General features: G+C 42.5%; 24 protein-coding genes. 16 read left to right on the top strand and 8 right to left on the bottom strand.

The window, feature by feature from the left end:
• Window positions 1–23: 23 nt before the first annotated feature.
• Window positions 24–1,199: a class C beta-lactamase gene (ampC, locus tag JMX96_RS11245; RefSeq protein WP_201569085.1), complete on the bottom strand. Its 1,176-nt coding sequence runs from the start codon at window positions 1,197–1,199 to the stop codon at window positions 24–26.
• A 363-nt stretch (window positions 1,200–1,562) separates the two neighbouring features.
• Between ampC and JMX96_RS11240 the strand changes: the two genes are divergently transcribed.
• The 3 genes from JMX96_RS11240 to JMX96_RS11230 all read left to right on the top strand — a co-directional run bounded on the left by JMX96_RS11240 (window position 1,563) and on the right by JMX96_RS11230 (window position 5,064).
• Window positions 1,563–2,744 (top strand): alpha/beta fold hydrolase, encoded by a 1,182-nt coding sequence (locus JMX96_RS11240; protein WP_201569084.1) that lies wholly within the window; start codon window positions 1,563–1,565, stop codon window positions 2,742–2,744.
• 121 nt (window positions 2,745–2,865) lie between these two features.
• A complete protein-coding gene (locus tag JMX96_RS11235; protein WP_201569083.1) occupies window positions 2,866–4,050 on the top strand; it encodes an L-lactate dehydrogenase in 1,185 nt (394 codons plus the stop codon).
• 24 nt (window positions 4,051–4,074) lie between these two features.
• On the top strand, window positions 4,075–5,064 hold the full coding sequence (locus JMX96_RS11230) for a dihydrodipicolinate synthase family protein (protein WP_201569082.1): 990 nt from the start codon (window positions 4,075–4,077) through the stop codon (window positions 5,062–5,064).
• Here JMX96_RS11230 and JMX96_RS11225 read toward each other — a convergent pair.
• Both JMX96_RS11225 and JMX96_RS11220 read right to left on the bottom strand, forming a co-directional pair.
• Window positions 5,061–5,669, bottom strand: coding sequence for a Crp/Fnr family transcriptional regulator (locus JMX96_RS11225; protein ID WP_201569081.1), 609 nt, complete (start codon window positions 5,667–5,669; stop codon window positions 5,061–5,063). The genes JMX96_RS11230 and JMX96_RS11225 overlap by 4 nt on opposite strands.
• 426 nt (window positions 5,670–6,095) lie before the next feature.
• Window positions 6,096–7,685: a BCCT family transporter gene (locus JMX96_RS11220; RefSeq protein ID WP_201569080.1), complete on the bottom strand. Its 1,590-nt coding sequence runs from the start codon at window positions 7,683–7,685 to the stop codon at window positions 6,096–6,098.
• 326 nt (window positions 7,686–8,011) lie between these two features.
• Between JMX96_RS11220 and JMX96_RS11215 the strand changes: the two genes are divergently transcribed.
• From JMX96_RS11215 to JMX96_RS11175, 9 genes are all read left to right on the top strand, one after another.
• Window positions 8,012–9,205: an aromatic ring-hydroxylating oxygenase subunit alpha gene (locus tag JMX96_RS11215; RefSeq protein ID WP_201569079.1), complete on the top strand. Its 1,194-nt coding sequence runs from the start codon at window positions 8,012–8,014 to the stop codon at window positions 9,203–9,205.
• Window position 9,206: 1 nt separating this feature from the next.
• Window positions 9,207–10,637, top strand: coding sequence for an aldehyde dehydrogenase family protein (locus JMX96_RS11210; RefSeq protein WP_201569078.1), 1,431 nt, complete (start codon window positions 9,207–9,209; stop codon window positions 10,635–10,637).
• A gap of 26 nt (window positions 10,638–10,663) precedes the next feature.
• Window positions 10,664–12,019: an FAD-dependent oxidoreductase gene (locus JMX96_RS11205; protein ID WP_201569077.1), complete on the top strand. Its 1,356-nt coding sequence runs from the start codon at window positions 10,664–10,666 to the stop codon at window positions 12,017–12,019.
• Window positions 12,020–12,029: 10 nt separating this feature from the next.
• Window positions 12,030–13,346 carry an NAD(P)/FAD-dependent oxidoreductase gene (locus tag JMX96_RS11200; RefSeq protein WP_201569076.1) on the top strand — a complete coding sequence of 439 codons (1,317 nt, stop codon included), beginning with the start codon at window positions 12,030–12,032 and terminating at the stop codon, window positions 13,344–13,346.
• Between the two features lie 19 nt (window positions 13,347–13,365).
• On the top strand, window positions 13,366–13,716 hold the full coding sequence (locus tag JMX96_RS11195; protein WP_201569075.1) for a cupin domain-containing protein: 351 nt from the start codon (window positions 13,366–13,368) through the stop codon (window positions 13,714–13,716).
• Window positions 13,717–14,013: 297 nt separating this feature from the next.
• The gene (locus JMX96_RS11190; protein ID WP_201569074.1) at window positions 14,014–14,931 is read left to right on the top strand and encodes a LysR substrate-binding domain-containing protein; all 918 of its coding nucleotides are present in this window, start codon (window positions 14,014–14,016) and stop codon (window positions 14,929–14,931) included.
• Between the two features lie 489 nt (window positions 14,932–15,420).
• Complete coding sequence (locus JMX96_RS11185; RefSeq protein WP_201569073.1) at window positions 15,421–16,284, top strand: SDR family NAD(P)-dependent oxidoreductase; 864 nt, start codon at window positions 15,421–15,423, stop codon at window positions 16,282–16,284.
• A gap of 137 nt (window positions 16,285–16,421) precedes the next feature.
• Complete coding sequence (locus JMX96_RS11180) at window positions 16,422–17,471, top strand: zinc-binding alcohol dehydrogenase family protein (protein ID WP_201569127.1); 1,050 nt, start codon at window positions 16,422–16,424, stop codon at window positions 17,469–17,471.
• 99 nt (window positions 17,472–17,570) lie between these two features.
• Window positions 17,571–17,876: a putative quinol monooxygenase gene (locus JMX96_RS11175; RefSeq protein ID WP_201569072.1), complete on the top strand. Its 306-nt coding sequence runs from the start codon at window positions 17,571–17,573 to the stop codon at window positions 17,874–17,876.
• A gap of 166 nt (window positions 17,877–18,042) precedes the next feature.
• Here the strand turns inward: JMX96_RS11175 and JMX96_RS13755 are convergent, their stop codons facing one another.
• A complete protein-coding gene (locus tag JMX96_RS13755; RefSeq protein WP_224737985.1) occupies window positions 18,043–18,255 on the bottom strand; it encodes a zinc-binding dehydrogenase in 213 nt (70 codons plus the stop codon).
• Between the two features lie 34 nt (window positions 18,256–18,289).
• Window positions 18,290–18,763 carry a winged helix-turn-helix transcriptional regulator gene (locus JMX96_RS11165; RefSeq protein WP_201569071.1) on the bottom strand — a complete coding sequence of 158 codons (474 nt, stop codon included), beginning with the start codon at window positions 18,761–18,763 and terminating at the stop codon, window positions 18,290–18,292.
• A 102-nt stretch (window positions 18,764–18,865) separates the two neighbouring features.
• Here JMX96_RS11165 and JMX96_RS11160 point away from each other — a divergent pair, with 102 nt between their 5' ends.
• Window positions 18,866–19,594: an SDR family oxidoreductase gene (locus JMX96_RS11160; RefSeq protein WP_201569070.1), complete on the top strand. Its 729-nt coding sequence runs from the start codon at window positions 18,866–18,868 to the stop codon at window positions 19,592–19,594.
• A 63-nt stretch (window positions 19,595–19,657) separates the two neighbouring features.
• Window positions 19,658–20,245, top strand: a complete 588-nt coding sequence (locus JMX96_RS11155; RefSeq protein ID WP_201569069.1) for a 2-hydroxychromene-2-carboxylate isomerase — start codon at window positions 19,658–19,660, stop codon at window positions 20,243–20,245.
• 171 nt (window positions 20,246–20,416) lie between these two features.
• Here the strand turns inward: JMX96_RS11155 and JMX96_RS11150 are convergent, their stop codons facing one another.
• Both JMX96_RS11150 and JMX96_RS11145 read right to left on the bottom strand, forming a co-directional pair.
• Window positions 20,417–21,163: a carbon-nitrogen hydrolase family protein gene (locus JMX96_RS11150; RefSeq protein ID WP_201569068.1), complete on the bottom strand. Its 747-nt coding sequence runs from the start codon at window positions 21,161–21,163 to the stop codon at window positions 20,417–20,419.
• Between the two features lie 121 nt (window positions 21,164–21,284).
• Window positions 21,285–22,175, bottom strand: coding sequence for a LysR substrate-binding domain-containing protein (locus JMX96_RS11145; protein WP_201569067.1), 891 nt, complete (start codon window positions 22,173–22,175; stop codon window positions 21,285–21,287).
• Window positions 22,176–22,306: 131 nt separating this feature from the next.
• Between JMX96_RS11145 and JMX96_RS11140 the strand changes: the two genes are divergently transcribed.
• Entirely contained in the window at window positions 22,307–23,176 is an 870-nt protein-coding gene (locus tag JMX96_RS11140; RefSeq protein WP_261863267.1) for a DMT family transporter, read from the top strand.
• A 197-nt stretch (window positions 23,177–23,373) separates the two neighbouring features.
• Complete coding sequence (gene dddP, locus JMX96_RS11135) at window positions 23,374–24,723, top strand: dimethylsulfonioproprionate lyase DddP (protein ID WP_201569066.1); 1,350 nt, start codon at window positions 23,374–23,376, stop codon at window positions 24,721–24,723.
• A gap of 20 nt (window positions 24,724–24,743) precedes the next feature.
• On the opposite strand, the gene JMX96_RS11130 is transcribed toward dddP, so the two are convergent.
• The gene (locus JMX96_RS11130) at window positions 24,744–25,358 is read right to left on the bottom strand and encodes a GNAT family N-acetyltransferase (protein ID WP_201569065.1); all 615 of its coding nucleotides are present in this window, start codon (window positions 25,356–25,358) and stop codon (window positions 24,744–24,746) included.
• Window positions 25,359–25,366 lie beyond the last annotated feature (8 nt).

Here is a 25,366-nt window from a genome sequence, read left to right as displayed (position 1 = left end):
GCAACGTTCTATTTTCTTCTACTTCAATTAGCCATCGCACTTTGCAGGATAGTGTAAGCCGCTTTGACCCTCTCTGCGTTGGGGTAGTTCTTATTTGCCAAAATGACAATACCAGATTTTTTTGCGGGAATATAAGTGATATATCCACCGAAACCATTGGTAGCGCCTGTCTTGTTCACCCATACATCGTTTAAAACAGGTGTCGGCTGATTGTTTGCTGTAATGGGCTGTGGTTTGAGCACCACATCCGTTGAATTACCTTCAAGCAGTGTGTCTAGCTGAGTGGGGAATGGATACATCTCCCACGCCAATCCCTGTGTAAAAGTGCTCGCTTGATAGTATCCCTTTCTAGTGTTTTGCAATGACTGTTGAATCTCTTTATCCAAAGGGATTAACCTCATATTAGCCGCCATATAATAGGTCATATCCGCGCTGGTTGATTTAATACCATAAGCTTCGGCGTCCAAAATCCCAGGGTTAACTCTTATCGGCTCTCCAGCAGCGTTATAACCAAACGCATAATCGTCCATTTTGTCGTTAGGAACATTGACAAAGGTACTAGGCATATTGAGTAAGGGCAGTATTTTATCTTCCATCACCTGTGTGTAATCCGCGCCCATACTAAAGGCTGATATATGGCCGAACAGTCCTATACTGGCGTTAGAGTATAGACGTTTTGAGTTGATAGGGAAGGCAGGTTGCCACGACTTATAGTAGCGGAACAATTCCTTATTGTTTTTGATATCGTTAGGTACTTGAAGTGGTAGACCACCTGCCGAATAGGTGGCTAGGTTGATAAGCTTGGTGTTACCAATGGCGCTGTCTTGTAGATAAGGAATGTATTTATCAGCGGTATCCTCCAAGTCGAGTGTGCCATTGAGCTCTGAGTAACTGGCCAAAGTCGCGGCAAAGGTCTTACTGATAGAGCCCAACTCAAAGATAGTGTTTTCTGAAACAGCCTTGCCAGATTGTTTGTCAGCCAAACCGTAGTTATAAAAAGACGACTTTCCATCGACAATAATACCAAACGCCATACCTGGAATATCATGTGCTTTCATTAGCGACTTGGCTTGTGCATCTACTGTACTTTTTAGATGATTATCGCTGTCTGCTGCTTGTACTTGTACAGATATCAATAAGGCGGCAACGACAGCAGTCAGACCAACTCGGCTAAAAAGTGTTTGCACTGATTTTTTCATGATTATATTACTTGTCCGTTTTGTTAGAGGTAGCGGTGGTTTGTTCCTTTAGCGAGTCTAAAAATAGATTACTGACTTCCAGAATGTCATTTCGTATTTCCCTATTTTATTTCTACAGAACCTCCGTATTTTTACAGAATACCAATATTCCGGCAAGCTGAAATCGGTTTATTGAATATAGATTAAAGGCCAATGCATACTTCTACTATAAGTATTTAAGTGTATTTATCTCTCATTTATTGGGGAATTGTCGTGTGCACGACAAACTTCTAAGCGCTGTTATGAAATTATAGTCTACAGGCAAGGGATGTCGTCAATGATAAACCTTAACTTATCACTAAATAAATTAATCAGGGATGAATGATGAATAGTAATCAAAATGCTTATGGTACCGATACGCTTGATCCAAAAATCAGATCACGTTTTGTTGATAACAATAACGGTCTAAATGTTCATATTTTAGAAGCAGGGTTTGAAGAAACGGAGTCTGAGAAAGGAAGCCGACCAGTCGTGCTGCTTTTGCATGGTCATCCAGAGCTGGCCTATAGCTGGCGCAAGCAGCTGGTGCCTTTGGCTGACCAAGGGTTTCATGTGATTGCCCCTGACTTACGCGGTAGTGGCAGAACAACAGGGTGGGAGACAGGTTTCGACTGTAATCTTGACCAGTTTAGTTTATACAACAACGTACAAGACATGATTGGACTGGTATATGCATTAGGCTATAAAACAGTTGCAGCCGTTGCAGGACATGATTTTGGTTCTCCTGCGGCAGCACTATGTAGTTTTATCCGTCCTGATATTTTTAAGTCTTTAATCATCATGAGTACACCTTGGCCAGGCACGCCGCAATTTCCATTTAATTCAGCCAATCTACCAAAAGATACTACAAACTACGATCCAACCTTGACCAAAAGTATGGAAGAGCAACTCGGCTCTTTAGTACCACCCCGCAAACATTATCAAATGTACTTTGCCTCATCGCATGCTAATGATGAGATTATGAATGCACCTCAGGGAATTCATGATTTTATGCGGGCATACAATCATGCCAAAAGCGGTGACTGGCAGGAGAACAACCCGCACAGCCTACAAGCCAAAACGCTTGAGGAGTTTTCTAAAATTCCAAAATACTATGTGATGGATCTGGACAAAAGCATGCCTGAGCAAGTCATGGAGTTTATGCCAACCCAAGCGCAAATAGATGCCTGTGAATGGTTACCCGATAACGAGCTAAAGGTCTTCTCTGATGAGTTCACTCGCACGCAATTCCAAGGCACTATGAATTCTTATCGCTGTGCCACCAATCCAAAATATTTCCATGCGATAAAAACCTTCAGCGGTAAATCTATTGATGTGCCCGTGGTATTTATAGCAGGCGAAAAAGACTGGGGGCCGTATCAAAGCTATGGCAACTTTGAAGCAATGAAGGCGAGTATCGCGCAGCTAGAGATTCATTTTGTAAAAGGCGCAGGGCACTGGGTGCAACAAGAGCAGCCAAAAGCAGTGAATGACATCATGATTGAATTTCTCAAAGATAAAAAATAACAGCGCAAATACTTGGCATTGCGGTTCATTATTTGAATCTGCAATGCTCACTACGTGGCTGATTTTGAATATGGCTGACTTTAAAGGTGGCTGACCTTAGAGGTAGCTTTGGAGAAAAACAATGAGTAAATATGATGTCGTGGCTGTTACGACCAATGACTATAAAAAACAGGCCAAACAACGCTTGCCCAATTTTTTGTTCGACTACATAGAGGGCGGTGCAAATGCTGAGCAAACATTGCAGGCGAATACAGCAGACTTTAAAAGATATACGCTAAGACAGCGAGTCATGCGAGACGTGTCTGCTGTCGATACCTCAACGACTCTTTTTGGAGAGTCTCTGTCTATGCCGTTGGCACTAGCACCTGTCGGCATGGCTGGACTGTTTGCAAGGCGTGGAGAAGTACAAGCGGCGAGGGCAGCAGAAAAGAATGGCATACCGTTTACCCTGTCTACTGTGGCGATATGTTCGTCTGAAGAAGTGCGAAGTGCGACCAATCAGCCTTTTTGGTTTCAGCTGTATATGCTGCGTGATAGGGCACTTGTGCTAGATATGTTAAACCGTGCTGCTGCATCAGGTTGTAAAACGCTGGTATTCACGGTCGATTTAGCACTGCCTGGTATGCGTTTAAGAGACTATCGAAATGGCATGTTAGGTGGCTCTACAAAAGGAAAAATGTCTTATCTAACGCAGTTATTCATGCGGCCAGGATGGTTGCTCGATATTGGCATTTTAGGAAAACCACATAGTTTAGGCAACCTGAAACACAAAGTTGAGAGTGCAAGCGACCTTGATCGATACAAAGCGTTTGTAGAGAGTCAGTTTGATCCAAGTGCCACATGGAAAGATATCGCATGGCTTCGTAATAATTGGAGTGGCAATATTATTATCAAAGGTATCATGGATGCAGATGATGCCAAAGCAGCGGTTGATGCAGGTGCAGATGGCATTGTTGTCTCCAATCATGGCGGCCGTCAGCTAGATGGTGTCTCGTCTACCATTGATAAGTTGCCGAGTATAGCGAATAGCGTCGGGCAGCACACCAGAGTTTTATTGGATGGTGGCATACACAATGGTGTCGATGTCGTGAAGGCCATAGCGCTGGGGGCAGACAGCGTCTTAATAGGGCGCTCTTGGGTATATGCGATGGCAGCGCAAGGAGAGGCTGGCGTGAACAAGCTGTTGGCTCTCTATCAGCAGGAGATAGCTGCGACGATGGGACTGATGGGGGTAAGCCGTATCGAAGAGCTCAATAGCGATGTCATTGAGCGATTCAATCAACCACTTAATAACCTGCTCAGTTAAATACCCTCTATTTGGAGAAGCCATATGACTTGCATGACCACTAAGACCATGACCATGACACATGGCGTATATCCCGTTGTTCATACGCCATTACATGAAGATGAAAGCATTGATTTTGACGGTTTAAAAGCGTGTTTGGAGTATTACAATCAAACAGATTTACCGGGCGTTACTTTGATTGGAAGCGGTGGAGAGTTGCCTTATTTTTCAGACAGTGAGCAATATGACATTATTAAGGCAGCTTTTAATTATCTAGATGGTAGCAAGGCGATTATTGCTGGTGTCCACGCGTATAGCAGTACGCAGGCGATAGAAAAAATAGCCTTATATAGCGCTTACGTTGACTACATATTGCTATTGGTTCCTGATTATTACCAAAGCACTTTTGAAGATTATCTACAAACACTAGAATGTATTGCGCAACACTCTGCAAAACCTATTTTGTTTTACTATTTCCCGCAAATCACTCAAAAGACATTTACGTCAAATCAGTTGATTGCCATTCTTTCAATCGACAATATTATTGGTATCAAAGACAGTTCTGTACATATTCCAACGGCCAAACGTATCTTGTCTGATGTACCAGATACACTCTATTTTAGCGGGCTTAGCTTGTTATTAGAGCCTTTGATAAAGCTAGGCGCAGTAGGTGCGATTTGTCCTATTGCCTCAGTACTGCCACAGCAAGCACATGAGTATTTTTGTGCTATTCAAAACAGCGATAAAAATCTCAAAAAATATAGAGCACCATTAAAGCGTATGTTGCCGATTGTGAATACGTTGACTCTATCGGAAAAAACCCAGTTTCTGGCGTTAAGTCTACTTAGTGCTAGCCCCGTGAAGCTGATAAAAAATGTGACCAGCTCTCACGCTAAAATCAAAGAAGCTCTAAGATTTAAGGGCTTGCCTATTCAAAGAACGGTCAGAGCGCCTTTACCTAGTCTGTCTGATACAGAAGCTGAAAAAATCGCGCTAATTATGGATGATTTAGCATCGCTTCAATCGACTGTTTAATTAGCATCATGATAGGCTTTTGAGAGTGCATCCATACTGTTAATAACGATTTTTCCATATTGAATACAGATAAGCTTGTCTCTTTCCATTTGTTTAAGCTCTTTGCTAACGCTCTGCCGAGAGGCTCCTACCATCCTTGCTAAGTCTGCGTGTGAAATAGTAATTTCTAGCTCATTGCTTTGTGCCATTTTTGAACTTTGATTGACCACTATCCTATATATACATCGTGACAATCTTTGATGTAAGGGAAGCGTCAGATTGTCAGTATTGATCTCGAAGGCAACCCGCATTCGGTGAGAGAACATGATTAGGAGCTGAGCGTTTATCTCAGGGTACTTGTTGTTAAGTCGAAAAAAATGTCTCTTGCTCAATACATTGACAACAGAATCACCTACTGAATAGGTATTGGTCGCTCTGGGTAATTCATCTATCAGTCCTTGCTCACCAAATGTCTCTCCTGACAATAGCGTACCGATGACTACCTCTGTACCATCATGGCTATATATATTACATTTTATGTTACCCGATACTACTTGGTACAGCTCATTAGACGGTTCTTGTATACGAAACAAGGCTTCTCCGTCAGATAGCGTTCGCTGAGTCATCGCTGAACCAATGTCCTCCTGAATATCTGTAGGAAGTTTTTCAAACCAGTTATAAAATATTAACGTATTCAGAAGAATGCCCTCATTTGAGTTAAGAATAATAATCTAACATACTTTGATTCAGGCATTTCTGTTCGTTTATACGAGAGACGGTGACGTTGATTTTTATGCAAAAAAGAGATTTGCTTAGCTCTGTCTAGTAATTATTGTAGGTAGTAGTCGTTTCAAGTAATAGAAAATTGAAGCAACAGCAGTTCCAAGCAAAAACAATTCCAACCAACAGCAATTCTAAATAACGGTCATTTTAGGTATCAAACAAAAAAATAGAAACCCATAAGGGTTTCTATTTTAATAAGGTAAAGCCGGTCTTATTATGATGCTTTTGTTATATCTTGATCAGCGGTTTAAACGTTCAAGTTGAAAACGTTATAAGCCCATCCTATTTGCTTCTTCTTTTAGACTCTTAAATAGAGTGATACACATGATAAAGAGGAAGATTGAGATTGGAAAGCCTGCAATGATAGAGGCTGTCTGCATAGCCTTTAGCCCTCCAGCATAAAGTAAGCTACCTGCAATAATTGCAATCAAAATACCCCAAATGATGCGCATTTTTTTAGGGGAGGTCTGCGCCCCCTCTGCATCTAAAAAGCACAAGACATAAGTCCCACTATCTGCTGAAGTAATCAGAAATGTTCCAAGCAAAATACAGGTAAAAACACTCAAAGTCTGACCTAATAAGTCACCACCTATACTTTCAAACATCGTAAACAAAGAGAAAGTCATATCAACCTGTAATGCTTCAACTACCGGACCGCCAGTAAAAGCTTCTTGAGCAGGTAGACCTGCTTCGACTAGTGCGGCCGCTTGCGTTTCATAGCTGTGACGAGCATCCTGCTCAACTTTTAAAGCAGAGCCACCTACGACTGACATCCAGATTGCTGTAATCAGAGTCGGAACAAGAAGTACACCTGCAATTAACTCACGAATAGTACGTCCTTTTGAAATACGAGAGACGAACATCCCAACGAATGGTGCCCAAGTCATCCACCACGGCCAATAGTAAGCCGTCCACCAGTTTTGCCAGCCCGAGTCTTTTTGGGTATCACTCCAAAAACTCATGCCTATGATATTTTGAGCATAGTTACCCGTGGTTTCAATTAGCGTATGTATTAGATAGCGAGTTGGACCGATGACAAGCAGAATGATAACTAGGGAGAGTGCCAACAACATGTTTAGATTAGATAAGTACTTCATACCTTTGTTGACGCCAGTGACTGCCGAATAAGTTGCAATAGTACATAAGAAAGCCAGTAAAGAAAGTTGGTTAAATAGACTGTTTTCAATACCAAATACTTGGCTCAAGCCAGTATTCATTTGGAGCGCACTCATCCCCAGAGATTGAGCGATACCAAATGCAGTAACGAAGATAGTAAGAATATCTATAGTATGGCCAATAGGACCATAAATACGATCACCGATAATTGGGTAAAGTACAGATCTTAAGCTTAAGGGTAGCCCCTTTCTATGGCTAAAGTAGGCTAGAGCTAAGGCGGTCATACAGAATATTGCCCACGGATGTAACCCCCAGTGAAAGAAGGTGAGCTGCATGGCCATACTTGCAGATTCGTCACTTAAGCCTGGAGTAAAAGGATTGCTTATATAATAGTTCATAGGTTCAGCAACCGCCCAAAAAACCAGACCGACACCTATACCGCCTGAGAAAAGCATGGAGATCCAACTGACAAAACTAAAATCAGGCTCTTCATCGTCTTTGCCTAGGCGTATATGTCCAAAACGACTGAACATTATAAAAAGCAATAAAATAACAACGCCAGTCATCAATAAAATATAGAACCATTTAAAATTTTGTAATAAAAAAGTTGCAATGTTTTGGAAGGCCGCTCCAGCTTGTTCTGCTTGGAGAGCACAGAACAATACGAAAGCAATAACCAATATTTTTGAGACAACCGTTATGGTTGGATTTAGTCCTTTAAAAATGCCTGATGTAGCTAGCATGATCACTCCTTGAATACGTTACAACAGCCAGATTTCCATAGTCAGCTGCGTGTTTGGGTCATTCAGAGTAGTGCTATGTGCCAGTACCTTTCAACCTATTTATTATCATAAATACATGAGTTTTATTAATAGAAAACAATTGTAGGTATTTAATACAAAGAATCTTTATAAAATACATGATAAAAACTCATGAATATCTAGCAAAAAAGTCGTTTGTCAAACTTCGCAATGTCTAGCAGAATCTTCATCAAGCAGTACACATTGCTCATAAATGGCTACAGCCAACGCAAGGAAGTATGCGTCATTTTATTACATGGAGATTCAGCATGAACCAAACTAACCACAATCGCATCTCAATCCAACAAGTAGACAGTGTTTTGCACCCCATCACTGAAGCAAATGGTATGCCTAATACTGCTTATGTCAGCGAAGAGTATTTCAATTTTGAACGCGATAACATCTTAAGTAAAACTTGGGTATGTGTCGGGTTTGCCTCTGATCTTATTAAAAACGGCTACATCAAACCTGTCGAATTTATGGGATTGCCATTATTGATGATGCGCAATCGTGAAGGTATGGTACAAGTGTTCCATAACGTTTGTAGTCACCGCGGTATGAAACTGGTTCATGAAGAGGGCGTGGTACAGGGCGTGATTCGCTGTCAGTACCATTCTTGGAGCTACGATTTAGACGGAAACTTAAAAGGAACACCGCACGTAGGCGGTATAGGCAAACACAAAGATGAGCGTTTTAAATGCGAAGACCATGGTCTACGTGCATTACGTTCTAGTGTTTGGATGGATATGGTCTTCGTAAACATATCAGGGGATGCCGCACCGTTTGAAGCGCATATCGCTCCTTTGTTAGAGCGTTGGAAGCCGTTTTGGGGAGAGAATGGTGTCGATCAAATCCACCGTGTGGATATGAGTGAGGGTTTAGAGATTGAGGTAGATAGTAACTGGAAGTTGACGGTCGAAAACTACTGCGAAGCCTACCATTTACCTTGGGTACATCCAGCGTTGAACACGTACTCAAAGCTAGAAGACCATTACAACATTATGTTTGAAGACCGCTTCGCAGGACAAGGCAGCTATAAATACAACTTGTCTGATACTCAAGGCACTCATTTACCTAAGTTCCCAAGCTGGCCAGAGGATAAGTTGCGTCACGCTGAATATGTGGCTCTGTTTCCAAACGTGCTGTTGGGCATTCAGGCAGACCATGTATTTGCAATGATGATTGATCCCATTAGTGCCGAAAAAACAACTGAAAAACTCCGCTTGTATTTTGTCAGTGATGAATCTGCCAAAGACATTTATGCAGCTTGTCGTACAGCGACGCTAGAGTCTTGGCGTGTGGTATTTAGTGAAGACATTACGGCGGTCGAAGGTCTACAAAAGGGTCGTCATTCTCCAGGGTTTGGTGGCGGTGTGTTTTCACCCGAGATGGATTTACCAACACATTTCTTCCAAAAATGGCTAGCCACACAAGCGAAAGCTGCACTAGAAAAGGAGGCATAAGATGCAACATTACCTTAATTATATCAATGGCGAATGGAAAGATTCACACTGTCAACTGACTGTGATGAACCCTGCTACTGGTGCACCCTATGCCACTGTTGCTCAAGCAAGTATCGAGGATGCTGATCTAGCAATGGCCGGAGCAAGGCATTGTGTGAGCCAAAGATTGCTCACCGATATACGCCCAGCGCAGCGTCTTACTTGGATGCTCAAGGCAGCTGAGGAAATTCGTAAAATTACGGAAGAGGCCGCTTTAGTGCTGTGCTCAGAAAATGGTAAAAACTTGGATACGGCTCGTGATGAGTTCATCGAAGCGGCCCGTTACTTTGAGTATTACGCTGGCATCGCAGACAAAATTGAAGGGATATCTGTGCCATTGGGCAAAGACTACATCAATTTTACTCAATACGAGCCAATGGGGATATCAGTACAGATTGTCCCTTGGAATTTCCCTGTATCAATTTGCGCGCGTTCTTTGGCGCCAGCTTTAGCCGCTGGCAATGCGGTGGTTGTAAAATCTCCTGAGATTTCGCCCATCGCTATGACATTGTTATTTAAAGCTATCGAAAAAGCTGGTTTTCCACAAGGCGCGGTGAACTTACTTTGCGGCAAAGGCTCAGAGGTTGGCTCGCACTTAGTCAAGCATTCAGAAACCAATCAAATTGTATTTACAGGTTCAGTACCAACTGGGCAACGCATCTTAAGAGATGCTGCTGAACGCGCAACGCCTTCAGTGATGGAACTGGGAGGAAAGTCTGCTGCCATCGCACTAGCAGATGTGGATCTAGATACGTTATTGAGCAGTGTCAAGGTCGGTATTTTCTACAACTCTGGGCAAGTATGCTCAGCGATGTCACGCTTACTGGTACATCGCAGCCGTTATGACGAAGTAAAAAATGCAGTCGTTGATTTGGCACAGAGCTTAAGTATCGGAGTAGGTGAAGATAACTCTGATTTAACGCCTGTAGTATCTAAGAGTCAACAGCAGCAGATTCTAAAAATGATTGAGTCTGCTCGTGAAGAGGGCGCATGTATTTTGACAGGTGGCAGTGCACCTGACTTAGAGGGTTATTTTGTATCGCCAACGATTATCGAAGCTAGCCATGAGATGAGTATCACGCAGCAAGAAGTTTTTGGGCCTGTCTTAGTGATAATGCCATTTGATGAAGAAGAGCAAGCGATTGAAATGGCCAATGGTACAGAGTTTGGTTTAGTGGCTGGCGTATTTGGTGAAGGGTTAAGTCAGACTTTACGGGTGGCAAACAAACTGGTTGCCGGGCAGATATTCATTAATGAGTGGTTTGCAGGCGGGGTTGAGACGCCTTTTGGCGGCGTAGGATTGTCAGGTTTTGGTCGAGAAAAAGGGCAGGAAGCCATCTATAGTTATGTTCAGACGCGCAATATTGGTATTCGTTTGAGACACAACAAGTAGTCACAGAGTAAAAGGGAGTAGGCACAATGAAAAAATGGTTATGTATTGTCTGTGGTTGGGTTTATGACGAGGCGAAAGGCTGGCCTGCTGATGGAATCGCACCTGGCACAAGATGGGAAGACATTCCAGAAGATTGGTTGTGCCCTGACTGTCAAGTGACAAAAGCTGATTTTGAGATGCTCGAGATTACCGACGACGAAGAGGAAAGTATTGGCAACGCTATCGTTGATAATACTATTGAACCAGTCGTTATTATCGGAAGTGGCCATGCAGGTTACCAGTTGGCATCAGCATTGCGTAGCCAGTCTCCAGACTTGTCTATTACCTTATTCACCGCCGATGATGGTTCGGTCTATAGTAAACCCGCATTATCTAATGCGCTTGCCCTAGGCAAAAGCTGTGATGATCTAGTGAGAGAGTCTGCGCTGAGCTGGGAGCGACGATTAGATATTCGTGTATATGCACACACTCGTATCAACAAAATTGATCGTTCACAAAAAAGACTCTACACCACAATAGGTGAATATACCTACGGCCGCTTAGTGTTAGCGACTGGTGCAACGCCAATTGTCATTCCGGTAGAAGGTGAGCAGTCCGCGCTATTCAGTGTGAATGATCTAGCAGATTACAAACAGTTCCGCTCTCATCTAACCGATAAAAAACATATCACCATTTTAGGTGATGGCTTGATTGGTTGTGAGTTTGCCAATGATCTGGCAGCACATGGTATGGCTGTCACAGTGGTAGGGTTGGGCAAATGGCCTATGGAGCGACTAATTCCGCAGCAGTTGGGTAGTGAGTTGCAGCAAGCGTTGAGCGGAATTGGTGTGGAATGGAAGCTGGAGAATAGTATCCGCTCTGTTCAGTCACTCGGTGGTCGTTATCAGTTAGCGCTACAAGATGGGCAATATATAGAGACAGATTTGGTACTCAGTGCCGTTGGCTTGAGACCAAATATTGCATTGGCTCAAACAGCAGGTTTAGTAACGGGCCGAGGTATCCAGACTGATTTAAATCACCAGAGTAGTGACCCTGCGATATATGCATTGGGGGATTGCGCTGAGGTGGATGGTGAATGGGCACCTTATATCAATCCTATTAATCAGGCGCTACCTGCTTTGGTCAATAGTCTATTAGGGAAGCCGACACCAGCATCATTGAAGGCGACGCCCATCATCGTTAAGACGCCTGTTTTACCGCTGAGTATATTGCCAGGGGTTGGCGCTGGGGACTGGAGGGTTGAGCAGTATGGGCAAGAACTGGCTGCAGGTTTTTATGATGAGGCAGGCAATCTAACAGGCTTTGCACTGCTTGGTGCGACACTGCAAAGCCAGCGCAATCAATGGCTTGAAAAAATCACGCTCAATAAAACGGCAGCTTGAGGGAATAATAATGGTTAATTTACCGAATGATGACAAAAGCTGTGGTTGGTATTCCGTATTGCCTGCGCCAGAACCTGCCAAAAAACTGCTTGGAACACAAAAAGCCGATTATGCGATTATTGGTGCAGGTTTTGCTGGTCTGGCAGCCGCAAGACGATTGGCTGAGCTAAAGCCAGAGGCGCGTATTATATTGGTAGATGCGCAGCGTGTGGCAGAAGGGGCCTCAGGGCGTAACTCAGGCTTTGTGATAGATTTACCACATAAGTTTTCATTAGAGCACCCAGATCCTGAGCTTAAGAAAAAGCTATTACACCTAAATAGAACCGCCATATCGCAGTTGCAAGGGTTGGTCGAACAGCACAACATCGATTGTCAGTGGTCGGCGGTAGGTAAGTACCAAGGCGCAGTTGGCGAACGTGGTGAGGAGCACCTAAAACATTTTGAGCATTTGATGAAAAATCTAGGGGAGCCTTATCACTGGGTAGAAAAAGCAGAGCTCAGTAGCGTTCTTGGAACCAATTATTATAGCCGTGCTATTTTTACGCCTGGCTCTTACCTTATGCAGCCTGCCGCTTTAGTACAAGGAATGGGTAACAATCTACCTGAGAATGTGGAACTGTTTGAAGAATCACCAATTACAGACATACAGAAATTAAATGGTAGTTGGGTACTGACGAGTAATAAAGGAACAGTGATTACACCTAAGTTATTACTGGGCACCAGTATCTTTACACGAGAGTTTGGCTATCTCAAAAATCGTTTATTACCCGTGATGACTTTTGCCAGTTGGACTCGTCCGCTAACTGATGAAGAGATGAAGATATACAAAGGTGACTTAAACTGGGGATTAACACCAGCTGACCATGCTGGCACGACATTACGCATGACTGCGGATCGCCGTATCCTTATTCGTAATACCTACAAACATGTACCAAAATATGGCAAAAGCATCAGTGATGAAACACGCCAATGGGTTCAGACGGATCATCGAAAAGCATTCTTAGCCCGTTATCCTGAGCTAGCAGGTGTGCCTTTAACCCATACATGGGGAGGTGTTTATGCCATTTCACGTAATTTTACGAACTTCTTTGGTGAGTTAGAAGATGGCGTGTATGCCAGCGCGTGTGACAACGGTGTTGGTGCAGCGTGGGGAACCATTTCTGGAACGCTGCTCGCAGATCTGGTGGTAGGAGCAGACTCCCAAGATTTGCGTGATATTCAATATGTGACTGATATGCCAAGCTTAAACCCACCAGAACCGTTTTTAGGACTGGGGGTCAAATTTCGCATCAATCTCGCAAAATGGCAAAGTCGCAGTGAACTATAGCAATCGCTAGGAAATAATAATGAGTGAAGTAAGATTAATAGATAGTAAGAACCTCGAATTTAGTGTACGTGGCCACTCTCCAGGCATGGCTTATGTGGCTAGGGCGTTAACGCCTGATGTTTCTCCAAATATGGGGATAGGCTTTGCTCGCTGGGAAGGTGCGGAGGTCGCATGGCAAGTACTCTACGATGAGGTTGTCTTTGTGATAGAAGGCTGTTTTGAGTTGACGGCTAATGGTCAAAAGTACGAAGTGCGTCCAGGACAGATGCTTTGGATTCCTGAAGGAACAGAGCTTATATACGGTGGTCATGCCTTATTTGGCTATGTTGTGCACCCTGGTAACTGGAAAGAAATCCATGGATTGACATAAATGCGATATTTAAGCACAAAGCTCTTTAATTCCTAGGATTTAAAGAGCTTTGTGCTTTTATAATCGTTCTTATAAATATTGATATTATAGTCGATAGCCACGCACTTAAGTGATAATGATTAACATACATGTATCTTAATGTCCTTACTTTTGAAGTGTGAAACACCGCGATCAGTTTTTACGACTTCTAGTGATATACTCTAGCTTTCAGGGGTCTCTATTTACGATCTAATTCTGTTTACGTTCTAATCTAAGGAATAGATTAGCTATTGCCAAGATGACAAGCTAGGAGTGTCGATGAAAATCAAGCCATTACCACCGATGAACAGCCTTATTATGTTTGAAGTAGCAGCTCGCTACCAGAGCTTTACCTTAGCTGCTGATGAGCTAAACGTCACGCAAGGAGCCGTCAGTCGTCAGATACGCCAATTAGAAGAGTATCTTGGCAAAGAGTTGTTTATTCGAGCCAACCGTAAGATTTCTTTATCGCCCACTGGATTGCAGTATTATCAAAGCATTTATGGTGCGCTGATTAATATTGCCCAAGCGACCGGAGAAATCAAAAAATGGCGCGGTGAAAATCAAGTCACAGTAGCCACCACACATGCAATGGCAGCACTTTGGCTACTGCCTAAGGTTGCACGATTTCAGCAAGAAGAAGGCATAGACCTGAGAATACTAGCAACTGATAATGTTGTAGACTTGCATAGTATGGACTGCGATTTGGCTTTGTTTTATTGCCGAGTACCACCCGCAGGAATGGAGGTAACCCCTCTGTTTCCAGAAGAAGTGTTCCCTGTCTGTAGTCCGGATTATTTGGTGCAGTTTAATAATGATAGATCGCTAGAGAAAATATTTGGTGGCACTTTATTGAATCTTGATGAGGCACGAATAGACTGGATGACTTGGCCTGAGTGGTTTAGTGAAGTAGGTTATCCTACTATCACACCTAAAAACAAAGTCCATATCAATAATTACACGATGTTGCTTCAGGCTGCAATCAATGGTCAAGGTATTGCTTTGGCGTGGGGCTCACTTGTAGATGACTATCTGAAAAGTGGCGCTCTAGTGCGCCCAGTGGATACCGTTCTACGTACTGCAGAAAACTTTTATATGTTAGAGCCTTTAGGTCGACATAACACATCAATGAGTGTGACCAAATTCCGGAAATGGTTATTACAACAGCTTCCTGAACTTGTAGGGGTAAAAGATTGATTTAATCAACGAATTTTCTGATGAGCCATTTCTTTATTCAAGCCAATATACTGCACATAGTCGATTAAATGTTCTTGTATGGCACTGACTGTTTAACTTAACTTCCTAAACCAACTTTAATGAGCCGCTTCAATGAGCCGCCCTTCTTTTATATCAACGCGACTATCTAGACGGTTTTCAGTGCAATACCATCTAGATAGAACTGCTTAATGTCTTGACTCCATTACTATCACTTGTGAGCTCTACAATGCAATAGAGTGGCTTTGTCGATAGTTACATTATCTTCAGTATAACTAGCAACCGCTTAGGTAACAGTTTAAATAACCCCTTAAATATAACTCACTTTCAAAATTATATTGAAAGTGTTTTAGCGGATGGCTACTGTTTGAATCACAACACTTTCATTACAATGGACGCTATCACGACGGATAAAATAGAACAGGTATCCAAAACTGAAACAATAATTCAAACAAATAATAAGGGCGGTTTATGACTCTGAATACAACTAAAACAATTTTAATTACTGGCAGTACAGATGGCATTGGCAAATTGGCAGCGTTAAAACTGGCAGAAGCTGGACATCAAGTTTACCTACATGGCCGCGATGCTGACAAACTTGCTAGCGTCATTGCAGAAGTTCAAGCAGTCGCGACAGGCGCAGCAGTAGATAATATTGATGGGTTTGTGGCTGATTTTTCTGATTTAACGGATGTGCTAAAGATGGCAGCAGACGTCAATGAAAAACTGCCCAAGCTTGACGTGCTCATAAATAACGCAGGGATTTATACCACGGCATCAGCATTGACTAAAGACGGTTTGGATGTACGTTTCGTAGTCAATTACCTAGCGCCTTATGAGCTGACCAATGCTTTATTACCTTTGCTCAAGCAGTCTGATAAAGCGCGTATCGTGAACTTAAGCTCAGCTGCGCAAGCGTCAATATCTTATCAAGCACTTGCAGGCCAGACCCGCCTCGATGATAAGGATGCTTATGCCCAAAGCAAGCTGGCACTCACGATGTGGAGTATGGCATTAGCTGACACCGTCGCTAGCAACGATATTAATGTCATTGCCGTCAATCCAGGCTCGCTGCTGAACACAAAAATGGCCAACGAAGCGTATGGTCAGCATTGGTCATCAGCAGACAAGGGCGCAAATATCTTAACGGAGTTGGCCATCTCGGATGAGTTCGCTGATGATACTGGTAAATACTTTGATAACGATATAACAGATGGCGCACATGGCGATGCAAGAGGGGCGTTTGGACGACCACATGCTGATGCTCTAAACCAAGCAGCCATTACAGAGCTTGAGCAGCAGACTCAAACAGTATTGCAGTCAATTTTTGCATAAGATGCATAAGATGCATAAAATTTGCATTTAGCAGCATTAATAAATTTCGAACAATTGAACCATTACTAACTATATTCTCAAAAATTTTACTATTAGAAACTTTCTCATTAAAAACAGGACACAATATTATGCAAGCTATCAAAGCCATTGGTTATCAAAACAATCTACCTATTGATAACGAACAGTCGCTACAAGACATTACCCTTGATAAACCAGTTGCTTCAGGCCGCGATATTCTCGTGGAAGTGAAAGCCATATCAGTCAATCCAGTAGATTACAAAATCCGTGAAGGGCGTCCTACTGCAGAGGGTGAGTATGCTATTATTGGTTGGGATGCTGCTGGTACTGTGACGGCTGTCGGTGAAGATGTCAGTTTATTCTCAGTAGGCGACAACGTCTATTATGCTGGAGATTTGACCCGTTCAGGCAGCAATGCTGAATATCAGTTGGTCGATGAGCGTATCGTTGGACACATGCCAGCCTCCTTGTCTTTCGCTGAGGCAGCGGCATTACCGCTTACGACGATTACGGCTTGGGAGATGTTATTTGACCGTTTACAAGTGCCTGTCTCTGATAGCAAAGCAAATGACAGCGGTAGTAGCGAGAACGCTAATGACGTCTCAGTATTGGTCATTGGCGCAGCGGGCGGCGTTGGATCCATCTTAACGCAGTTGTTAAAGACAAGAACGTCTGCCACGATTATTGGTACGGCTTCAAGAGATGAGAGCGTGCAATGGCTCAAAGATTTGGGTGCTGATCATGTTATCAATCACCGCAACCCATTGTCTGATGAACTACAAAAAACAGGTATTGCTGAAGTAGACTATGTGGTAAGTCTCAATAATACTGAAGATCATTATGAAGAAATCATTAAATGCTTAAAGCCGCAGGGTAAGCTTGGATTGATTGATGATCCAAAATCACTAGATGCCAACCCTCTTAAAACCAAAAGCTTAAGTCTGCATTGGGAATTTATGTTTGCACGCTCAATGTTCAATACGCCAGACATGATTGAACAGCATCATTTATTAAATGCAGTGGCAAAATTGATTGATGCAGACGAGATCAAAACCACGGTCGCTCACAATCTTGGGGCTATCACCGCTGAACATCTACGTAGTGCGCACCAAATGCTAGAAAAACAGCAAGCGCATGGCAAGATTGTATTAGAAGGCTGGTCTGCATAACGCATAACGCCATTTAGATTAATAGGTCCAATGTGACGCTTTTAGCAGACACGTTGAACCTATTTAAATCAATGATAATAATAAACATAGGATAAATAGATGAGCACGCAAGCAAACAAACCACTTACCATCGTCGCCACTATCAAAGCCAAACCTGAGCACGTTGAACAAGTCAAAACTGAGCTGCTTAAACTGACAGCAGCATCACAAGATGATCAAGGTTGTATCCAATATGACTTACATCAAGAAAATGCAAATAGTAACGGTTTCGTGGTTTATGAGATTTGGGAAAACAACGAGTGTCTTCAGCAACATGTACAAAGCCCGCATTTCCAAAACTATGTACAAGTAACAGATGGGATGGTCGATGAATTTGTCGTCACTGAAATGACAGTCATTTCATAGGTTTGATCTATATTCTGCTGCTAACAATAAAATGAATGGTTGAAAGTCATGACTGATAAGGTTGACTTTTATGCTTCAAAACAGCGTTTATTGATTTAGATATGAATGGCTTTGAATAAAATATTCAAAGCCATTTGTACGCTATTTATTTGCTATTGATCGATGATTATTCTTGAGCAACGTTCAAAACGATTTTACCGACATGTTTCTTTTCTAAGAAAACCGCTTGAGCAGTATGTATCTCTTTTAATGGAAAGGTACACGCCACGATTGGATTTATTTTACGTTGTTCGATACAGTTAACAAGGTTTTGGAATACTTCAGGCTGTAGTACGGTACAGCCGTAAAAGGTTAAGTCTTTTAAATAAAGTGTTCTGATGTCTAGCTCCAGTTATTCATCAACCGCTACTATATTAAATACTCACTCCATCATTACCGATCCATTTGGGACCTATTTCAACCTCAATATCACGTGCGGTAACGGCTTCAGCGCACTCGGAGCATACTGTCACCGGATGCATAATGTGACCACATGCCTTGTGTCTATGCAACAGCGGTGCCCCGCGTTCATCAGCCATGTGTTTATCACCCCAACTGACCAATGCCAGTACGACAGAGTGCAAATCTAATCCACACTCTGTCAGTCTATATTCCTCACGTAGTGGCCGCTGCTGATAAGCGACTTTTTTTAAAATATCGTATTCAACCAATTTACGAAGACGGTTAGATAGGACATGGCGTGTAATGCCCAAGCGTTGCTCAAATACGTCGAATCGTCTGACTCCCAAAAAACAATCACGTAAAATCATGAGCGTCCAACGATCACCAATGACTGCTAAAGTGCGAGCCACCGAGCAAGACTGTTGGTCCAGTTCATCCCAGCGCATAGGTTATCTCCTTTATCTTTAAGTTATAGGTTAGCTTGACAGGGTCCAAAAATAAAGCTATGTTTTTGTTAGTTCTAAAAAGGAACCTATAAGGAAGTAGACATGAACAGAGCACCCGTAGCAGTTGTAATCGGCGCAGGCGATGCCACTGGCAGTGCTGTTGCCAAACGTTTTGCGCGAGAAGGTTTTACTTTGTGTGTGACCAGAAGGACTGTTGAGAAGCTAGAGACATTAGTCAGTGATATCGAAGCGGCTGGAGGAGTAGTCAAGCCATTTGGTTGTGATGCGCGTGTCGAGCAAGAGATGGTTGAGCTGTTTGCTCATATTGAAAAAGACATTGGCCCGATTGAAGTCGTAGTGTTTAACATCGGGGCAAACGTTCATTTCTCCATCTTAGATACGACAGAGAGGGTCTATCGAAAAGTGTGGGAGATGGGTGCCTTGGCTGGATTTTTGACAGGTAGAGAAGCGGCAAAAGTCATGATTCCACGTGAGAGGGGGACAATTATTTTTACGGGTGCAACAGCGTCTTTACGCGGTAGTAAAGGTTTTTCGGCTTTTGCTAGCGCTAAGTTTGCTCTACGGGCACTGGCACAAAGCATGGCACGCGAGTTGGGGCCAAAGGGTATTCATGTCGCACATCCTATCATTGACGGTGCCATTGATACTGATTTTATTCGTGACAACTTTCCTGAGCGCTATGAGCTAAAAGACCAAGACGGTATCTTAAATCCAGAACATATCGCTGAGCAGTATTGGCAGCTGCACTGTCAGCCAAGAGATAGCTGGACGCATGAGCTAGATTTACGCCCATGGATGGAAACTTTTTGATCTTATCTAATTAGTAACCGTCAAATTTTAATGGATTTTTAATATATTGCAAGGAATGCAAAGATGAGTAAACAAGTAGAGTTTTTCTTTGATGTGGGCAGCCCAGCCAGTTACTTGGCATGGACGCAGTTAGCGAGTATCGCGCAGCGTCACAATGCCGAGATCGTTTGGCGGCCTATGTTACTTGGCGCAGTGTTCCAAGCCGTTGGTAACACCTCACCAGCTGCCGTACCTGCTAAAGGCGCTTATATGCTCAAAGACCTTAAGCGTTTTTCAGCTATCTATGACGTGCCTTTTCGCTTCAATCCATTTTTCCCAGTCAATACGATGCAGCTTATGCGCGGTGTTACCGCTTATTTGGGGACACCTAAATTTGAGAGTTATTTATCCGCTATCTTCAATGCGCTATGGGCTGAAAAATTAAATATGGAATCACCAGAAGTTGTGGCTGAGGTTCTGTCGAAAGTAGGCATTGAGCCAACTGATTTTATGGCGCGTATTAGTGAGCCTGAGGTCAAGGCGCGTTTAAAATCTAGTACCGAAGAAGCAGTAGCACGAGGCGTATTTGGGGCACCAAGTTTCTTCGTAAATGGTGAGATGTTTTTTGGTCAAGACCGGTTGAGCTTTGTTGAAGATGCTTTGAGAGACTGAGCATAGTAAGTCATAGGATATATAGATTGCGCTGTACTAGCTCAACGATAGTCCATCGGCTCTCAAGTCACCAGACATCAGCCGCGATAAGTAACCGTGATTTTTCTTCACTGTGGTTTCTCCAGAAAATAACCTTGCCACTCAGTTTAATGACTAAGCTCTATGGTGACATTAAGACAAGTCTATATAGTGATAGTTTTGCTTAGACTGCTCTAGTTCCTCTAAATCTATATTTACTGTTACTATATCTGGCGACGAACCAAGTTTTTTGATAATTCGTCCTGTAGGAGAGACGATTAGGCTCTCTCCTACAAACTGACCGCCATGACCGACGCCGACACTATTGCAAGTAATCACAAAACATTGGTTCTCTATAGCCCGAGCTTGAGTCAATACATAGTGGGTATTTGCATAAGGAGACATATTGCCGTTTGGCATAAATATGATCTGTGCGCCTTTTTTTGCCAGTGCTCTTGAGCCTTCTGGAAACTCTAGCTCAAAACAAATCTGAGCACCACAAACCACATCATTAATGCTAACCACTGACAAGTCTTCTCCGCTTGTAAATACCCCAACATCATCAAGCCAAAGCTTTGACTTTCGGTGTTTATGAATGATTTTGCCGTTTTTTATAAAAGAACATGCGTTATAGAAAAGTTGATCCTGCTTGTCAATATGTCCAATAATGATGGTTGAATCTGTATTTTTGCTTGCTTCCAATATGCTGTGAAAGTGCTCTGTTGATTGATGATACAACGCTTCAATATTGTCTAGCGTCGGAAAGCCAGTCAAAGCAAGTTCTGGAAAAATCATAAAGCCATCACAAACTTGATGATCATGGATTGATTTTAATATCGCAGCAGCATTTACTGATACTTGATAATCGGTAATATCCATTTGATTGAGGATTATTTGCATAGGTCTTGCTCTTTATCGTAGGGGGTTGATACTTTCACAGTGTTTATGGTCGCAATTATAGGTAATACTCGTTAATGATGGTCTTTAGAAACACTTATTTAAAATGCTATTTAAAACACTTTTAAAGACATTGTGACTCTAACCAACGACTCAATTTAATGATGTCTGGTTGATTTGACTTTAAGTCATTATAAAAGAAATAGAAACTGTCGCCAGTGAGTAATTCATGCAGTGGGATTTTGACAAGATTTTGCTGATGTGTTTGTTCTAGCATCATATAGTTGTCGGTAAGCGTAATACCTAAGTTATAACGTGCAGCCTGTGCGGCAAGCAGTACATGGCTAAATTGATTAATCTTTACCTCGCTTGGCAGCTCAAACCCGCCTGCTTTACACCATTTTAGCCAATCATTAGCCGTACTTTCACTTTTGTCAGAATACTTTACGGACAGTATAGGGTGTTGCCATAACGCCTCAGGCAATGGCTGATCCTTTATTTCTGCCCAAAGCTTTTGGCCACAGACAGGGAATAGCTTCTCAGCGAATAAAAGCTTGCTGACTACGTTACGTTTTGGTGGATTGACGGTAATAAAGCAATCCGAACATTGCTCATTATAGTCGTCTTGGTCTGTCACCATATTTAAGGTCAGCTCAATCTCTGGGTGCTGTTCGCGGAAGTTTTCTAACCGCGGAATCAACCAATTGACAGCCACTGAACTATACAGCGCTAGGCGAATATGGCCAGGCTTATCATGGCGAATGGCTTGACTGGTATTGGACAGAGCCTTCAGCGATTGATTCACCTCTGTGAAATAGCGAGTACCTATATCTGTTAAAGAAAGGGTTCGGCCCTGCCTATAAAACAACGCTTCACCAAGATATTCTTCAAGCGTTCGAACCTGATGACTCACGGCACTTTGCGTTACATTGAGGCTTTCTGCCGCCTTAGAAAAACTATTGAGCCTTGCTACAGATTCAAAGCATTGTATGGCACGTAATGGGGGAAGTTTCATTATGAGTTCAACTAATACTAAACATTTTTATATCATTATACGTCATGAGTATACGCGAATATACTATTTACCTGACCATTAGATTAAATGGCTTAATTTAAAATTTTATGTATTTTGAGATAGGTATAAGCATGATAATGCCGAAGATGAGTGTTGGGTTTGCAATGATACTGTTGGTTGCAGGAAACATGATTGCAGTCCTTTCAGATGCGCTGATAAAAGAGTTGCCAGATGGCGCAGCGGTCTATCAGTTTGTGCTATTGCGTCAGCTAACAGCTGTCTTGATGCTGCTACCGTTTTGTTTATTCAACCAAAAAGCCAAGCTACTTAGTAACGTAAAATGGCATTTTGTACGTGGGCATATTTGGTTATTTGGCGCGGTATTTATGGTGTTGTCTATCCAAGCGCTACCGCTAGCAACGGTCAATGCGATTTTTTATACTGCGCCTTTACTGATGTTGCCTTTAGGGTTTCTGTTCTATAAAGACAGACTCACAGCACCAAGCATCATTGTGGCAATACTAGGCTTTATAGGTATTCTTGTCGTGGTAAAACCAACACAAATTAATATGGGTGCTATATTTGCGCTGATCGTGGCCTTAACCATGGCGACAAACAATCTATTGGTTCGTAAATTGCCTTCGAATCATACCGTTGCACAAACACTGTTTTTGACCAATTTAGTCGGAATACCGTTGGGGCTTGGTTTGGCTATTTGGGAAAATGCCCCTTTGAGTTGGTACGCGCTATGGATAGCAGCAGGCTCGAATTTGTTTATTTTGATCTATGCGGGTATCTGCGTACTGGTCTACCGAGCGGTGGAAGCACATAAAATCTCCAGTGCAGAATATACGGGTCTGTTAGGAGCAGTGTTCATCGGCATCGTGTGGTTCCATGAGATACCAGATATCAGCTTATTGATAGGTTCAGCATTGATTATTATCCCTCTCATTTGGCTCGCCACACGAGAGTCTGTCAAATATAAAAGAACAGCTCTATAGCGTTTTACAATAGAGAGAGCGGAGAAAGAATCTATAATAATATTCGCATGAATTTATGTCATGAATTCGTGTGTTTAAATCGTTTTTTCATACTCATTTTTTGTGGCAAATTACTATAGATACAACCATTCAGGCAAGGCTTTAGTCTTTAAGAGAGCTCTTGTTTGTTGAAGTTATTACTATAGGCAGGCCAAATAATGAGCAATATAACCACATTTTCAGTCACATCTTCAAATCGAAAAATCGATCCTTCACGGCGTCGAGGTGGCGCGTTTAAAGCTGACGGCTCTCTGAACGATAATGACCGTGTCGAGATAGGTCCAACAGATCTTGCTTTCAATGAGTGGGCTGAGCTGGGGTTGACACCTCCTAACCTTACACGAATGCGCGAATACCGCCTCCAAAGAATCGTAAAAGAACTACAGAAAAGAGATCTTGGCGGCATCTTATTATTTGATCCTCTTAATATTCGATATGCGACTGACTCCACAAATATGCAGGTATGGGTAACCCACAATCACTCTAGAGCCTGTTTTGTATCTGCATCAGGACATCTTATTTTATGGGATTTTCACAATTGTGAGCACTTATCAGCACACCTTCCTTTGATCAAAGAAGTCAGAGGAGGCGCTTCTTTCTTCTACTTTGAAACCGGTGATAGAACTGACGAACATGCCTCTAGGTTTGCTTCAGAAATTCAATCTATTTTACAGGAGCATGCTGGAGACAATAAAAGATTGGCTATCGATAAAATTGAAATTGCTGGTTTCAATAAGATAAAACAGTTAGGAATCGATGTTTTTGATGGTCAGGAAGTGATGGAGTTTGCTCGATCTATTAAGAACGAAGATGAAATTAATGCCATGCGATGTTCAATTGCCTCAACAGAGGTTGCGATGAAGTGCATGCAAGAAGCAACAGTACCCGGTATCACTGAGAATGACATATGGTCTATTCTTCATGCGGAAAATATTCGTCGAGGTGGTGAGTGGATAGAATGTCGAATTCTTTCTTCAGGGCCGAGAACCAATCCTTGGTTTCAAGAAAGTGGCCCTCGAGTTGTGAAGGAAGGCGAGTTACTTGCATTCGATACAGATCTGATTGGCCCTTATGGAATGTGTGCAGACTTGTCTCGAACTTGGATGATTGGAGAGAGCTTGCCAAGTGCAGAGCAAAAGCATCTCTATCAGGTAGCTTATGAACATATCCAACACAACATGACTATATTAAAACCAGGAATGACATTTGAAGAGGTGACAAAATCTGGTTTGTTACTGCCTGAAGAATATAGAGCGCAAAGATATGGTGTGATGATGCATGGCGTTGGTCTTTGTGATGAGTATCCGTCTATTCGTTACCCCGAAGACCTTGAATGCCATGGCTATAGTGGTGTGTTGGAGCCGGGCATGGCACTCTGCGTTGAAGCGTATGTAGGTCGAGTTGGTGGTAAAAATGGTGTCAAACTTGAAGATCAAATCATTATTACAGACACTGGGTTTGAAAACCTTACTAACTATCCTTTCGAAGCTGCTTTATTGGCTAATTAAAGATAGTCTATACAAGCTTGTTAAGATAAAGATTTGACATAGGTATAGTGCATTATCTGCGGGTTTAGATGGTTGGGATACTCATCAACACGCTGATAGCCATTATTATCGTAGTACTGATAAGTGCACAGGGTGTCTGTATGTAGTGCATACGTGGTTACGCCCTGTGCCACGAGATAAGTCTCAAATGCCTGAATTAGCTCCGCTCCGATACGGTGACGACGATAGTTTGGGTCTACACAGAAGAACTGTAATTCGCTATCAAAATTGACTGTCTTTCGTTTCGTACTAGCTGTCTCTTTTTTCTGTAAATCAATTAATACCTGTTGTCCTTGTTCAGATAGACCCAGCTTGTGTTCTATCTGTTCAATAATAGTCTTATCATCGAATCGTAATGCCTTGTATGAATCTTGTTTAGTGACCCCTATCACCACACCACAAATGACGTCATCATATTCTGCAACTTGTATAAAAGTAGCATGATGACAGTCTTTCGCAAGAAATAGGGTAGCCAGTTGCTTTAGAACCTGCTTATCTGTTGCAGTAGTAAATACACTCAAATTCATATTGACGACAAAAAGGTCGACAATGGCTGTAAAGTCTTCAGGCGTAGCACGACGATACTGTATTGTCATTAGTTACT

Source organism: Psychrobacter sp. JCM 18900 (genome assembly GCF_904846625.1).
Lineage (GTDB): Bacteria > Pseudomonadota > Gammaproteobacteria > Pseudomonadales > Moraxellaceae > Psychrobacter.
This window is presented reverse-complemented; position numbering and strand designations above follow the sequence as displayed.